Annotated in this window: 10 protein-coding genes and 3 tRNA genes; 7 read left to right on the top strand and 6 right to left on the bottom strand. The window is 38.1% G+C overall.

Annotated elements, in window-relative coordinates:
- Window positions 1-24: 24 nt before the first annotated feature.
- Entirely contained in the window at window positions 25-1,692 is a 1,668-nt protein-coding gene (locus tag CLO1100_RS10105) for a ribonuclease J (RefSeq protein WP_014313655.1), read from the top strand.
- A gap of 6 nt (window positions 1,693-1,698) precedes the next feature.
- Here CLO1100_RS10105 and CLO1100_RS10100 read toward each other — a convergent pair whose 3' ends face one another.
- The 4 genes from CLO1100_RS10100 to CLO1100_RS10085 form a co-directional block, all read right to left on the bottom strand.
- Complete coding sequence (locus CLO1100_RS10100) at window positions 1,699-2,949, bottom strand: nucleotidyltransferase (RefSeq protein ID WP_014313654.1); 1,251 nt, start codon at window positions 2,947-2,949, stop codon at window positions 1,699-1,701.
- A 371-nt stretch (window positions 2,950-3,320) separates the two neighbouring features.
- Window positions 3,321-5,153, bottom strand: coding sequence for an ABC transporter ATP-binding protein (locus CLO1100_RS10095; protein ID WP_014313653.1), 1,833 nt, complete (start codon window positions 5,151-5,153; stop codon window positions 3,321-3,323).
- Window positions 5,153-6,997 (bottom strand): ABC transporter ATP-binding protein, encoded by a 1,845-nt coding sequence (locus CLO1100_RS10090; protein WP_014313652.1) that lies wholly within the window; start codon window positions 6,995-6,997, stop codon window positions 5,153-5,155. Before CLO1100_RS10090 ends, CLO1100_RS10095 begins: the two co-directional genes overlap by 1 nt.
- Window positions 6,998-7,460: 463 nt before the next feature.
- Window positions 7,461-7,545: transfer RNA gene (locus CLO1100_RS10085), tRNA-Tyr, on the bottom strand.
- Window positions 7,546-7,878: 333 nt separating this feature from the next.
- Here CLO1100_RS10085 and CLO1100_RS10080 point away from each other — a divergent pair.
- From CLO1100_RS10080 to CLO1100_RS10060, 5 genes are all read left to right on the top strand, one after another.
- On the top strand, window positions 7,879-9,630 hold the full coding sequence (locus CLO1100_RS10080) for an ABC transporter substrate-binding protein (RefSeq protein ID WP_014313651.1): 1,752 nt from the start codon (window positions 7,879-7,881) through the stop codon (window positions 9,628-9,630).
- Window positions 9,631-9,723: 93 nt separating this feature from the next.
- Window positions 9,724-10,689, top strand: a complete 966-nt coding sequence (locus tag CLO1100_RS10075) for an ABC transporter permease (RefSeq protein WP_014313650.1) — start codon at window positions 9,724-9,726, stop codon at window positions 10,687-10,689.
- Window positions 10,690-11,257: 568 nt separating this feature from the next.
- On the top strand, window positions 11,258-12,109 hold the full coding sequence (opp4C, locus tag CLO1100_RS21070) for an oligopeptide ABC transporter permease (RefSeq protein WP_242835251.1): 852 nt from the start codon (window positions 11,258-11,260) through the stop codon (window positions 12,107-12,109).
- A 15-nt stretch (window positions 12,110-12,124) separates the two neighbouring features.
- Window positions 12,125-13,102 (top strand): ABC transporter ATP-binding protein, encoded by a 978-nt coding sequence (locus tag CLO1100_RS10065; RefSeq protein WP_014313648.1) that lies wholly within the window; start codon window positions 12,125-12,127, stop codon window positions 13,100-13,102.
- Entirely contained in the window at window positions 13,099-14,064 is a 966-nt protein-coding gene (locus CLO1100_RS10060; RefSeq protein ID WP_014313647.1) for a dipeptide ABC transporter ATP-binding protein, read from the top strand. Before CLO1100_RS10065 ends, CLO1100_RS10060 begins: the two co-directional genes overlap by 4 nt.
- Window positions 14,065-14,277: 213 nt before the next feature.
- On the opposite strand, the gene CLO1100_RS10055 is transcribed toward CLO1100_RS10060, so the two are convergent.
- Together CLO1100_RS10055 and CLO1100_RS10050 are read right to left on the bottom strand one after the other, a co-directional pair.
- Window positions 14,278-14,353: transfer RNA gene (locus CLO1100_RS10055), tRNA-Phe, on the bottom strand.
- Between the two features lie 38 nt (window positions 14,354-14,391).
- Window positions 14,392-14,468, bottom strand: a tRNA-Ile gene (locus CLO1100_RS10050).
- 184 nt (window positions 14,469-14,652) lie between these two features.
- On the opposite strand from CLO1100_RS10050, the gene CLO1100_RS10045 reads away from it, so the two are divergent.
- On the top strand, window positions 14,653-15,699 hold the full coding sequence (locus CLO1100_RS10045; protein WP_014313646.1) for a M20/M25/M40 family metallo-hydrolase: 1,047 nt from the start codon (window positions 14,653-14,655) through the stop codon (window positions 15,697-15,699).
- Window positions 15,700-15,708: the final 9 nt, after the last annotated feature.

The following is a 15,708-nucleotide window of genomic DNA, read 5'->3' as shown; positions in this document are numbered from 1 at the left end:
TTAGTTAAAATTGGAGGTTTAATTGTGTCAAAGAGTAAAAAGAAATTAAAAGTAATACCACTTGGCGGATTACAGGAAATAGGGAAAAACATAACTGCTTTTGAATATGGAGATGACATTCTGGTTGTTGATTGCGGTCTTTCATTTCCTGAGGATGAAATGCTGGGTATAGACCTGGTAATACCTGATGTTACGTATCTGGTTAAAAATAAAGAAAAAGTTAGAGGAATTGTTCTGACACATGGTCATGAGGACCATATAGGTGCGCTACCATATGTATTGAGAGAACTAAATGTGCCTATATATGGAACAAAGCTTACTCTTGGTTTGATAAAGTGCAAACTTGAAGAACATGGACTTCTTGATATTGTCCAGATGGAAACTGTTCATCAGGGGCAAACAGTAGAGCTGGGGTCTTTTAAGGTAGAGTTTATAAGATCTACTCACAGTATTGCCGATGCCGTAGCTTTGGCAATTTTTACACCTGTAGGTACTGTAATCCATACCGGAGATTTTAAAATTGACTATACCCCGATTGAGGGACAGCCAATGGATCTCGCAAGACTTGCGGAAATAGGCAAGAAGGGTGTACTTCTACTTATGTGCGACAGTACAAATGTAGAAAACGAAGGGTATACACTTTCAGAGCGTACTGTAGGAGAGACCTTTGACGAGATATTTATGAACTGTAAAAGCAGGATTCTGGTTGCAACTTTTGCTTCAAACGTTCACAGGGTTCAGCAGATATTCAACGCAGCAGTTAAATTTGGACGTAAGGTTACAGTTCTTGGAAGAAGCATGATTAATGTTGTAAATGTTGCAATGGAGTTGGGTTATCTTAATGTGCCGGAAGGAGTACTGATTGATCTTGACAACATGGACAAGGTACCAAGGGACAAGCTTGTAATAATAACTACAGGCAGTCAGGGCGAGCCTATGTCAGCACTTACAAGGATTACATTCAATGAACATAAAAAAGTTGAAATAGTTCCGGATGACCTGGTTATTATATCAGCGTCCCCAATACCGGGAAATGAGAAACTGATTTCAAAGGTAATAAATGAGTTGTTCAAAAAAGGTGCAAAGGTAATATATGAAGCACTTGCGGATGTCCATGTATCAGGACATGCATGTCAGGAAGAAATCAAGCTAATTCATAACTTAGTTAAACCAAAGTTCTTTATGCCGGTACATGGAGAACACAGGCATCTTAGACAGCACGCTGAGCTTGCCGTAAAAATGGGTTTGCCAAGAGAGAAAATATTCATAATGGAAACAGGAAAAGTTCTGGAGCTTACCAATGACTCCGCAAAAATTAACGGGTCTGTTACAGCAGGAAAGGTTCTTGTTGACGGCTTAGGTGTCGGAGATGTAGGAAATGTTGTTTTAAGGGACAGAAAGCACCTTTCACAGGATGGTCTAATAGTGGTGGTAATCACAATAGAGGGCGATACCGGAAATGTTGTGGCAGGCCCTGACATAATCTCAAGAGGCTTTGTATATGTCCGTGAATCTGAGGATTTAATGGAACAGCTTAAAGAAATAGCAAAACAGGCAATATTCAAAAGTTCTTCTAAAAATCAGGGAGATTGGTCCATAAGAAAGTCAGCTATCAGAGAAGCTCTAAAGGACTGTATTTACGAACGTACAAAGCGTAAACCAATGATATTGCCTATAATAATGGAAATATAAGTTCATTTACCTGCAAATAACAATATTTTGAGTAAATTCTTGCCCGGCTTTTCTGAAAGCCGGGTTTTTATATGCCAGAACATACGTGTCCGTTGCCTGTGCCTCAACCTCCAGCATTCTTGAAATCAAACTGTCGGAGGATGATTTGTAGTGGGATGCCTTAGTTACAACCGGGATTGTTGATTTTTTTTTCATAATGGACAGTAGCTCACGTCCTTTTTCGTTAAATCCTAGAATTCTGGCGTATTGAGGACCACCACTTCCCATGAATCCCTCCATATCAACCCTTTTCATTCCGGCAAGGAGAGAAATGAGTATTCTCTGTATACGTGTTTTAGGATAACGCTTAGTGCATATATTGGCAAGCAGGTCATCAAAGGAGCCTGAATTTTCTGCGGCATTTTTTATCCTATACTCAAGGCCCTCTGCAACGTCCTGAATATTTTCCAACTCTTGTGTTGTGGCGTGACGCAGAAAGGCCAATATTATATTTTCAAAAGAATACAAGCTGTTCGGCCCTCTGCCCGCGGAAATTTCCCTATCCAAAATCTGCAGTGCCAGTGTGGGAAGGGCTTGCCTGCTGGCAACAATTTCACTCTCATGAATACTGTTTCTGATAGCAGTTGCACTGGAAATACTACCGGTAAGCTCCGGTGTATTATAGCTGTTGGAGATCCTTTTTACAGTACACGGCTGTATGGGGCTATTAAGTTTTATAAGAGCCTTTAAATATTCTAAAGCAAGTATATTATTAGAGGTTTCAAGTAAATAGGAGAGATCCTCATTTGAATCATTTTGTAGTTTAAGATATTTTTCCAAAGCTCTTTGTCTGCAAACAGGGAAAGACAGCCCTCCGGACAACTGTTTTTTCAATTCATCCCTATAGCTTTCCGGCTCGGAAACAAGGATTTTAGCTAATTTTTTAAGAGAACGAATGTCGCCTGACTCGCTTCCGAAAGAGATACAATCAACTATACCTATACAGTTTAAAATGCTTACGGCACCAAATGCAAAAAACTCTGCACTTGATACCGCAAAGGGAGCAGGCAGCTCTATGATTAAATCCACGCCGTTACCAAGAGCAATTTCAGTACGAGCAAATTTATTAATAATGGCCGGTTCACCTCTTTGTATAAAGTTACCGCTCATTACGCAAACCACTGCATCACAGCCGGTGAGTTTTTTTGATTCTTCTATATGATACATATGCCCGTTATGAAAAGGGTTGTATTCTGCAACTATTCCAAGTACCTTCATTTGTTCTCTCCATGTCATTTGATATGGGTATTATATCAATTATTAATAAAATTTATCAATGGGTGGAAGATAATTATCAACTTGATTTAACTTGCATGGGGGTGGTCGCCTGCTTACCCTGAACAAGCTTCAAATAAACGCTTGCACACAAAGCCTTTGCTTGAAATAGTTCGGCTCACAGCTCACCTTTTTTTAGCGTTGCAACGACTCGCACATCGTGTGCTCGGCGTTTTGCATAAAGTGACATCCTGTCACTTAACGGAAAAAAGGATTGCTGTGAGCCTACAATTTTAGCAAAAGCTATGAATTATGCTTCATATTTATTTGAAGTTGTCGTCCTTACGTGACAGTTCAACACTTACAAGTTTTATTTATGCATTATTCAAAACTGCTGCACCTGTCTCATCTTCGAACTGCTTCTTGTACAGGGAATAATAGTAACCTTTCTGTTTAAGCAGTTCGCTATGATTTCCACGTTCCATAATCTTACCGTTTTTTACAACTAGAATAATATCTGCTTTCTTGATGGTAGAAAGCCTGTGAGCAATTAAAAACGATGTCCTGTTTTTCAGAATATGCATGATTGCTTCCTGAATCATTTGCTCAGTCTGTGTGTCAATAGAGGAGGTTGCTTCGTCGAGTACGAAAATCCTTGGGTCTGATATAACCGCACGGGCAAATGAAATCAGCTGTTTTTCCCCGGTAGACAGTCGGTCGCCGCCTTCGCCTATGTTTGTGTCAAGACCGTTTTCCAGACTGTTTATAACACTGTCTGCAGCCACTATTTTTATGGCGGCTTCTATCTCCTCATCAGTGGCGTCGAACTTACCATAACGAATATTTTCCCGGACAGTTCCGGAAAACAGGTGGGGGCTTTGAAGCACATAGCCTATGTTATTGTGTAGCCACAATTGTGAACGCTCCCTGTAATCTCTTCCGTCAATGAGTATCTCACCGGAGGTTGGTTCAAAAAACCTACATGCAAGATTAACCAGAGTGCTTTTGCCCGCACCGGTTTCACCTACAATTGCAACTGTTGTTCCTGCCGGTATTTTAAGATTGAAATCCGTCAATATATATTCGTCACCGTCAGGGTATTTAAAGGTAACATTTTTAAACTCAATATCACCTACAAGTGGTTCCCAGTTTTCTTTCTTGGGGTTGAAATTATCTCCGTATTTTTCAATAACCTCAGGAGTATCCGTAATATCAGGCTCTGTCTCCAACAGACCCGTAACACGTTCTATATTTGCCTGGGTAGATACAAAGTCTGCAAATACACGGGCTATTTGCTGTATTGGCTCAAAAATGCTGACAGCATAGGTAATAAATACAGAGAGAGTACCTAATTCGCTTGGATTTTTCATTACTATGTAACCGCCATAGGTCAATACCATTGTGAGAGAAGTTGCACTGAAACATAGAATGATTGGTATAAATACTGCATTCAATACAGTTGCACGCATAGTCGAGGAGTAAAACTTATCTGTAACCTGTGAAAAATCCTTCAAGTTGTTGTCCTCAATTACCAGAGTTTTAGAGGTTCTCGCTCCGGTTATCCCTTCATTAAAAGCACCTGTCATGGTTGAATTGATTTTTCTGATTTTTCTGTTAACATTTAGAATCTTTTTCTGAAAGTACATAGTTATAACAGAAATAAACGGGATAATAGTCATTACCAACAAGGCCAGTTTAACATTAAGGAACAGCATTGCTATGAAAACACCGATTACATAAATAACAGCCCATAGCAAATCAATAAGACCCCAGGAAACCATCTGGCCTATCCTTCCGGTATCACTCATAACCCTGGCCATCATATAGCCCACGGGAGTCTTATTGTAATAAGTAAAGGAAAGCTTCTGCAAGTGTACAAAAAGAGACTTCCTAATGGACTTTGATACATTAAGCTCAACAGTCATTGCATTACGTATAAAAATAATTACCGCTAAGGCCTGAGCAAGTAGTACAGAAGTGTTTACCAGTGCAAATTTTCCTATTCCTTCAGTAGACTTTGGTATTATAAAATTGTTTATTGCATACCGTTGAAAAAACGGATATATAATGTCAATCAAAGAAACAAGTATTAAAAATGACATAGCCATTGCAAAGGCTTTTTTATAAAGCTTTACAAAGGGAACAACATTTCCCCAAACCTTTATGGAAAAAGGTTTTTTGTAATCTTCTTCTTCATAATATGCCATTAATTACCACCTCCTGTTTGAACAGCTGAATCTGAAAGCTCAGTTTCAAGACTGCTTTGTATTTCATATATTTTTTTATAGATACCTTTGTCATTGGCAAGTAATTCAGTATGTGAACCGATTTCCGAAATTTTACCGTTATCCAGAACCATGATTACATCTGCCTGCATTAATGTTGTAATTCTATGGGAAATCAGAAGTACTGTACTTTGCCCGGTACTATTCTTTAAGGCACTGCGGATTTTTGCATCTGTTTCAGAGTCAACTGCAGAAAGGGAGTCGTCAAATATCATGATTGGTGGCTTCTGCATAAGCATTCTTGCAATAGCGACTCTTTGCTTCTGTCCTCCCGAGAGAGTAACTCCACGCTCGCCTACAATAGTGTTATACCCCTTGGAAAAGCTCATAACGGCATCATCTACGGCAGCAACATCTGCACAATAGCGGATTCGCTCCATATCTCCCGTATTCTCAAAAATATCTATATTTTCCTTAATAGTTTTGGAAAACAAAAACGGTTCCTGAAGAACAAACCCAATATTTTTACGGAGATGTTCAAGCTGTATTTTTCTGATATCCACTCCACCAATTTCAATTGAACCCTGATCTTCAGGCAGGTTATATAATCTGTCCAGAAGGTATGTTATTGTGGACTTACCCGAACCTGTACCTCCCAGTATGCCAAAAGTGGTTCCTGCCTTAATTCTAAATGAAATATCCTTTAGTACCGGCTTAACACCTTCATAATCAAAATTGACCTTCTTAAACTCAATATCACCTGTCATTTCAGGTGTCACAGCATCTTCACAATCTTTTTCTTCTTCTTCTGCAACTATTTCAAGTACACGATTCAGAGAAACGCTGGTTTTACTAAGTTCTGAAAGAATACGTCCGAAGTTCCTTACCGGCCAAATCAACATGGAATTGTAGAAAACAAATACAAGAAATTCACCAAGTGTAATAACTCCATTTGCTGCGTCAATTGATCCCATGATTACTATGAGCGCAACCTGAAGGCCGGAAACAAAATCCCCGATTCCCCAATATTTACTTAGAAGAAAGCCCAATTTAATCCAATAGTTGGCGAAGTGATCATTTTTAGTGTCAAAGTTTTCTATTTCATAGTTCTGTCTTCCGAAAGCACGCACTACACGTACTCCGGTAAGATTTTCCTGTACCATTGCAGACAATGCACCTTCTGCTTCGTCAGCAAACTTGAACTTGGCAGCAATTTTATTATAGAAAATTGCTGAGTATGCCACAATGATAGGGAAGAAAGCTAGTGCTATAAGAGACAGCCTGATATTCATTGTAAACATGATAGTAATAGAGAAGCCTACTAAAAAAACAGTTCTTATCATTTCTATAAGCTGCTGGGAGATAAAATTTCTTATAACCTCAACATCAGAAGTACATCTTTGTATTATGTCGCCAGTCTGGTTTTTAACATGCCAGCTGTAGGGTAGCCTCTGAATATGACTGAACAAGTGATTTCTCATTTTACGGATTGTACCCTCTGAAGCCTTTGCGATACATATTCTGAAAAGTAATGTAAACAAACCTGACAAAGCGGCAAGTGCCAGTGCCAGAAGGGAGCAGGCAAGCAGATTGCTCCTCAGCATATCCCTGCCTCCATGGCTGTTGATAAAATTCATAATAAATTTAGGCAGTTTCAGCTCCTCATTGCCAATAACTGAATCAACAATAATCTTAGTTATTTGTGGCATCAGGTAGTTGAATACTATTGCTAGCATTGTAAACAACACAGCAAGAGCAAATAACCATTTATATCCTTCCATGAATGAATAGAGCATCTTAAATCGACCTTTGTTTTTGGATTGCATGATAAATTCTCCTTATATAAATGTAATGATTTTTTAGTAACAGTCACATAAAAACAGGGTGTATTATGAGAAATTTTTGAAAAATAAGGAATAAAAAAACACGATAACGCAAGCATCGTGTTCAATATATTTATTTAACATATTTAACTGTATGACGGTTACTTAAGTGCTGACCTTAAAAAGCAAAACAAAATAACAAATGCTTTATATAAAGGTCCGATATTAAATTATGGATGAAATACCCCGCTAATTTTATTGTACATATTTTTTAAACACTCCTTTCACCGAATTTGTAATATAAAAGAATACATTACCAACATATGTTATTACAGCATAGTAAGTCCTGTCAATAGCTGTAATATATTTGTAAAATAAAAAATGTAAAAGTATTATGTTTCCTAAAGAAAGGTTGATAATGAAAAAACTCCGTACACAGCATAAAAGCGAATGTACAGAGCTTTGTTGGTGGAGGGAGATGGATTCGAACCATCGAAGTCAGAGACAACAGATTTACAGTCTGCCCCCTTTGGCCACTCGGGAACCCCTCCAAAATCAATATGTTGTTTTCAGCAACAAATAAAATTATGCACTAAATACTACATCTTGTCAACAACTTTTGATAATTTTATTTAATTGTATTATTTGAAGAATACTTACTGTAAAAAATAATAACATAATTATAAATATCAGTTATAAATTGCTAAACACACAAATATATGGTAAAATAACAAATAATTACAAACCACAATCTAGATTCAAAACATGCATGTTGAAATTAACATGGATTAATTCTAAATGGAAGCAAGGGCGCTCCATGTAGTAGAACTATCTGTGTTTTTTTGTAAGCAGAATGCTATTAACATTAAAAAAGGGGGATTGCAATGAAGAAGAAATTAGCAATATTATCAATTGTATTGTCAATTATATTGACAATACCTGCATGCACCAGTAAATCTGAACCCGGAGATACATCCGAGAGCTCGTCATTAAGCACATCAACAGGAACAAAGGCTAGTCAGACAGGATTTGGCTACAAGAAATACGGCGTTGAATATACTGCCGCTACTGATGTAGGAAAAAGTCCTAAAGTTGCAACAGACAGAAAGGACACATTAGTTATTGGTTTACCGGATACAACAGGAATATTTAATTATTTGTACGGCGATAATGCTTACGATTGGTATGCAATCTATACCATGTTTGATTTCAATATAGAAGTTGATTTCGATGGTAAGGCAATACCGGGTGCAACCGATTATAAAGTTTCGGATGACGGACTCACATATACTTTTAAAATCAAAGACGGTGTCAAGTTCTGGGATGGAAATCCTGCTACAGCTTCTGATTTGGAGTTTGCATATTATCTTGAAGCAGACCCCAAATATGATGGACCGTCGGATATATCAAAAACATTCATAAAAGGTCTTGATGCATATAAAAACGGAAGCGCTGATAAAATCGAAGGTATAAAGGTAATTGATGATAAAACACTGCAAATTACCGTTGACAAAGCCAGTGGCCCTGCAATCTATGCATTACAGGTTCCGTTACTTGAAAAGAAGTATTACGGTGCAGATTTCAAGAAGGGTGATACTGCGAAGGTCAAGGAAAAAAACGGAGCACCAATGGGTACAGGTCAATATAAATTTGTTGATTATAAAGCAGGTCAGGAGCTGAAACTTGTAGCTAACGAGAGTTATTTCAAGGGAGCTCCTAAAATTAAAAATCTTATATTTTCAGTAACACCTACAGGTCAGGAACTTCAGAGAGTCATGGCAGGGGAGACGGATATAGATATGGCTGATGTTTCACCTGATAATATGAAAGCAGCAAAGGATGCAGGGTTTATAGACATATACAGATTCGCAACCAATGGTTACGGATATGTGGGATTAAACGATGCTGACCCTAAATTCAGTGATGTAAAAGTACGACAGGCTCTTATGTATGCCCTTAACAGAGCTGCTGTTGTAGAAAAGGTATACGGTGAATATGCAAGAGTCGTGAATATACCTGAGTCAAATGTATCATGGGCATACGACGATGAAGGCTGCAATACATATGAATATAATCTGGATAAAGCAGGACAGCTGTTGGATGAAGCAGGCTGGAAGCTAAACAGCAACGGAAAACGTGAAAAAGATGGTAAAGAGTTTAAAATCAAGTTCTCCTGTATGAGCCCTCATCCTGTAACGGACATCATGGTTCCGGTTATGAAGGACGATTATGCAAAGCTGGGGATAGATGTTACTGTTGAGAATCTTGACTGGCCGACTCTTCAGCAAAAGGCAACCAAAAAGCAGCTGGAAGCTTATTTTATGGCTAACGGACTTACTCCGGATCCTGATAATTCATTAGCAAATGCATATAAATCAAACGCAACTCAAAACTATTACAATTACAAAAATGACGAAGTTGATAAGCTGTGCGAAGAAGGTCTGAACGAAATAAGCACAGAAAAGAGAAAGCCTATTTACAAGGAACTCTACAAAATATTGAATAACGACTTACCTGTACTTTTTGTATATCAGAGAAGTGACATGTGGGTAGCCAACTCCAGAATAAAGAACTATGAACTTTCATCTTTCAGGGATTTTTTCTATAACTTATATAAAGCCGAAATTGGAAAGTAAGAAATTTTCACATATGTTTTTGAGAATGTCCGTCATTAAAATGAACGGACATTCTCTTTAACCCAAATTAACAAACGACAGGAGAGTTGTAACATGTGGAATTACTTAGCCAGAAGAATCCTTCAGATGATACCTATTATAATTGGAGTTTCCATAATATTATTCCTAATAATCAATCTGGTTCCCGGAAATTTTATTGATTCAAAAGTTTCATCCACACATATGACACCCCAGCAGATTCAACATCTTAAAGATATTTACGGGATTAACGACCCCATTTATCTCAAGTATTTTAAATGGATTAAAGGTGCCGTTCATTTTGACTTTGGTGATTCATTTACATACCAGAAGCCTGTTTCTACCGTAATCAATACATATGTATGGAATTCCTTCAGTATTGCGCTTGTGGCTTTTATTCTGGAGCTGCTTATTGCAATACCTATAGGTATTATTTCTGCTACCAGGCAATACTCAAAGACTGATATGATTTTTACTTTTTTAGCACTAATCGGAATTTCCTTTCCATCCTTTTTCCTTGGATATATATTAATAAAAGTTTTTGCCGTAAACCTTCATATTCTGCCACTGGCGGGTTTAAATACGCCGGGTTCCAACTATATAGGATTTGCGTTTATAATTGACCGGCTGAAACATATGATACTACCGGTTCTAGTACTTGCATTAATAAGTGCCGGGTCTATGATGAGATACACAAGAACTGCTGTACTTGAAATTGTAAAACAGGATTATATAAGGACTGCCAGAGCAAAAGGTCTCAGTGAAAAGGTGGTTATATATAAACATGCATTGCGAAATGCATTGATTCCTATCGTTACTCTCATTGGTCTTTCACTTCCGGGATTATTTTCAGGTGCAATCATAACAGAGAGTATATTTGGTATTCCGGGTATAGGAAAAATTGCACTGGAAGCAGTGACAAAAAGAGATTATCCGCTTTTGATGGGATTTTCACTGTTTGTTGCTGTACTTACCCTTCTGGGAAATCTGCTTTCGGATATTTTCTATGCAATTGTTGATCCCAGAGTTAAGCTAAAGTGAGGTGGAAAGAAAAATGAAGATAAAAATATTTACGATGATATCATTGTTTGCAGCAGTTTTGTGTTATATACTCCCATTTCTCACATTTAAGGATTATAGTTCAATAAACGGGTTTAATCTTATAACGTCGCTGTTCAAAAGAAAAGAGCTTCACAAGCTTACTGAAAACATACAGACTTATGTATTTACAAGCACTTCTGTTCCACTGCTTGTAACATTTTTATTGTTTATTGCTGCTATTGCTTTATTAGCGTACTATCAGTTACGTAAAAGCAGTAAAGCACTTTCAGGTGCTTTGGGGGCAGTTATATGTGCTGTAATATCATATGGAGTACAGCTTTCCAACAGTCAGACATCCATAACTGATTTTTTTGGTACCATACTCCTTGAATTAAAAACCGGTGATGGTAAAACTATATTTAAAACCAGTGATATTACGTCTCAGACCGGGCCGGGTGCAAAGCTCCTGGTTATAGTTGCATTTGTTTCCTTGATTTTTGTAGCTATACTCAAAATACTGGATACTAGGGAACGCAACAAAGGAGACAATATTCAGACACCTTGGACTATGGCTATCAAACAATTTAAAAGAAACAAACTGGCAATAGTGGGATTATTCTTGATATCTTTTCTTATTATTATATGTTTTTACGGGCCGGTATTTTCTAAATATCCTTTACTGAAAACAGACATAATTATGGCAAAGCTTAAACCGGGGCCTGAGCATTTATTGGGTACTGACAGCAGCGGACGTGATATTTTAACACGCTTGATGTATGGAGGGAGAATCTCCATAACCGTAGGCTTTGTTGCTGTACTCCTGGAAATACTCCTGGGTACCACTATAGGAGGCTTGGCAGGCTATTACAGTGGTAAAATTGATAATATGCTTATGAGGCTTGTTGATATATTCCTTAGTATCCCATTTTTGCCTGTTGTAATAATAATAGGTGCAATAATGTCTGATTTAAATATACCTCCTCAACGCAGGATATATTTCGTAATGTTCATAATAGGAGTTCTCAGCTGGCCTGTAATGGCGAGATTGGTTCGCGGACAGATTCTTACCTTACGTGAACAGGAGTATATGATTGCAGCAGAAGCACTTGGACTCAAGGACAGGCGAAAAATAGTAAGACACCTTATTCCTAATGTTATCCCCAGTATAATTGTATCTGCAACTCTTGGGATAGGTGATGCCATATTGATGGAATCTGCATTATCTTTTCTTGGACTTGGCGTGGCTATGCCGTTCCCATCGTGGGGAAACATGGTTCAGGCAGTAAGAGATACCAATGATTTCATTCTCCGCTCATGGCTTTGGATACCACCGGGAATATGTATCTTCACCATAGTTCTTGCAATTAATTTTGTGGGTGACGGCCTACGGGATGCCTTTGACCCTAAAATGAAAAAGTAGGAGGAAGAAGCATTTATGTCTGAAAAACTTTTGGAAATTAAAGATCTACATACATTTTTTTATACTGATGCAGGTGTTGTTAAAGCGGTAAACGGCGTTTCCTTTCAGGTTAATAAAGGACAAACGATAGGCATAGTTGGTGAATCCGGCTGTGGAAAGAGTGTCATGTCTCTTTCTATTATGCGATTAATACAGGAACCGGGAAAAATAGTTGAGGGACAGGTAATTTTCAATGGTCAGGATCTTGTAAAACTATCCCAGAGTGAAATGAGGAAAATAAACGGAGACAGGATTTCAATGATATTTCAGGAACCTATGACTTCATTAAATCCTGTTTTTACAGTTGGTAACCAGATAGCAGAATCACTTATACTTCATGAAAATTTAACAAAAAAACAGGCAAGGGAAAAAGCAATCGAAATGATTTCAACTGTTGGAATACCTCGTGCAGAAGGCATATATGACTCTTACCCCCATGAATTATCCGGAGGTATGAGACAGAGAATCATGATAGCCATGGCACTTTCCTGCAATCCCGAACTTTTGATTGCAGATGAACCGACAACAGCTTTGGATGTTACAATACAAGCACAAATACTAGATTTGCTTAAAGAAATAAAGAGAAAATTCGGGACTTCCATAATGTTAATTACACACGATCTTGGGGTCGTAGCCGAAATGGCGGATTATGTAATAGTAATGTATGCAGGAAGAATAATTGAACAGGGAAATGTAAACGACATTTATCTGAATCCCATGCATCCGTATACAATAGGGCTTCTAAAATCAAAACCGAGTATAACTACTGTAAGTGACAGGCTTTATACAATACCCGGACAGGTACCGAACCTTATTAATTTACCTGAAATCTGTTACTTTTCAGATAGGTGTAAAATGTGCAAGGATGTCTGTAAACAAGGTTTTCCAAAGCTGATTGATATGGGAAATGACCATTTCGTTGCATGTACATTGTTTGGGGAGGTGACAAGATGAGTGAAGCTTTGCTTGAGGTAAAAAATTTGAAAAAGTACTTTCCCATAAAAGGAGGAGTATTCCAGAGAACGGTAGGACACGTTAAAGCAGTAGAAGATATATCCTTCGAAATAAATAAGGGTGAAACTCTGGGGTTGGTAGGCGAATCGGGATGCGGAAAAAGCACCGTAGGCCGTACAATTCTGAGGCTACATGATAAAACCGGAGGAGAGGTTTTATTTAAAGGAACAGAATTATTTGACCTTAAGAAACAAGAAATGCAAAAGCTGAGGCCCAAAATTCAGATTGTCTTCCAGGACCCGTACAGCTCCTTGAATCCCAGACTTACAGTTGGTGAAATTATTGGTGAAGCACTTCTTGAACACGGTTTTTGTGAAAAAAAGAATTTAAAACAGCGTGTATTAAAGGTTATGGAACAGTGCGGACTGCTGACCTTTCATATTGACAGATATCCCCATGAATTTTCAGGAGGGCAGAGGCAGAGAATCGGTATTGCAAGGGCTTTGGCCTTGAATCCTGAATTTATTGTATGCGATGAGCCTGTTTCGGCATTGGATGTATCCATTCAATCACAGATAATAAACCTTTTATCTGATCTTCAAAAAGAATATGGATTTTCCTACTTATTTATTTCACACGATTTAAGCGTAGTAAAGCATATTTCACACCGGGTGGCAGTAATGTATCTTGGCTGCCTTGTTGAGATTGCTGACAAAACAGAGCTTTATGATAATCCGCTTCATCCGTATACAAAGGCCCTTTTATCGGCCGTCCCACTGCCTGACCCTAGACTTAAAAGAGAAAAAATAGTTTTATCCGGGGATTTGCCCAGCCCTGCAAATCCTCCGTCCGGCTGCCGCTTTCACACAAGATGCCCAAAGTGCAGCGATATTTGCAAACAACAGGTACCGGAATTGAAAGATGTTGGACAAAACCATAAAGTTGCATGTCATTTTGCTTGACAATTACCTGAGGTAGGGAGTAAGAATATGAAATTAATACAAAGAGAATCATTCAAAGACATTTTAGCAATTTTTATAGCTATCATTCAGGTTGTCTGGCCTTATATTTTGATAAGTATTGGAGTGTATTTGCTCCTGACGATGTTTTTGACGAAGATATGGCTTTGAAAATAAAAAAAGAATTTTTCGTTTTGTAGACGAAAAATTCTTTTTTGGTGCCCAGAGCCGGAATCGAACCAGCGACACGGGGATTTTCAGTCCCCTGCTCTACCGACTGAGCTATCTGGGCAAGATTGTTAGTGTTTTTTAAAACACTAACAAACTAATTGGTGGGCCTTCAGGGACTCGAACCCCGGACCAACCGGTTATGAGCCGGTTGCTCTAACCAACTGAGCTAAAGGCCCTCGAAAGGACGAGTTTTAGTATAATAAAAAAATTAAATTAAGTCAATAGTAATATTATAAATTTATTAATAAATATTTTTTTAGTGCTTTAAGATTTACAATTCTCTAGGAAAATCTATGATTTTTTGCTAGTATTATATAAAAGATTAATAACAGATCAAATAAAAATAGGGGAATCAGAAGAATGGAAATAGCAAATTGTTTGGAGTATTTGTCAGGACTTGTGGCAGTAGCAGGCTTTGAAGCAACAGCAGCTGCAAAAATTGCTGAAACCTTTAAGGATTACTGCGACGAAGTCCGAATAGATAAGTTTTTCAATGTAGTTTTCCTGAAAAAAGGTTTTAATAAGTCGGCAAAAAAGATATTGATTACCGCACACAGTGATGAAATAGGCTTTCTGGTCAACTCCATAGACGATAAGGGCTTTATCGGTATAAGCTCAATTGGAGGTATAGACAGCAAAATATTGCTGGCACAGGAAGTAATAATACACGGCAGAGAGGATATCCCCGGTATAATAGGAGCAATGCCGCCTCATTTGATGAAGCCGGAGGATGCAGGAAAGGCAGTAAAAATAAAGGATTTACGTGTGGATACAGGACTAAAGGGGGAAGATCTTAAAAAAGTAGTTTCAATTGGCGATGTTGTATCCTTTAAATCAAGCTTCTCTTTAATGAACAAAAACAAAGCCAGCGGAAAGTCTTTTGACAATCGTACCGGTATTGTTTGTTTGATGGAAATATTACAGTCTCTAAAGGATATAAACCATGAAAATGATATCATATTTATGGCTTCAACTCAGGAAGAAACAAGTCTTGTAGGTATCACAACCGCAGCGTTTGCACTGAAGCCGGATGCTGCAATAGTAATTGATGCATGCCATGGAGACATACCTGATCTTTCAAAGGATGTGTCCTCAACCCCGGGAAAAGGGCCTGAAATATCGATAGGCCCAAACCTCCATCAGGGAATGGTTGAAAAGCTGTTTGAACTTGGTAAAGATATATGCATTCCTTTTCAAAAAATGGTTGAATCAGGGGATACAGGAACTGAAGCATGGGCAACTCAGGTCAGCGGCTGCGGAATACCTACCGCTCTGCTTTCAATACCGGTCAGATATATGCATACTGCTGTAGAGACTGTTAATTTGGAAGATATAAAGTATACGGCCAGAATAATAACGGAGTTTTTAAGACTTAGCAGTGAGAAATTAGAGAAAGTTCTGCAATGAAAGACTATC

It is taken from the genome of Clostridium sp. BNL1100 (genome assembly GCF_000244875.1).
Classification (GTDB): domain Bacteria; phylum Bacillota; class Clostridia; order Acetivibrionales; family DSM-1351; genus Ruminiclostridium.
This window is presented reverse-complemented; position numbering and strand designations above follow the sequence as displayed.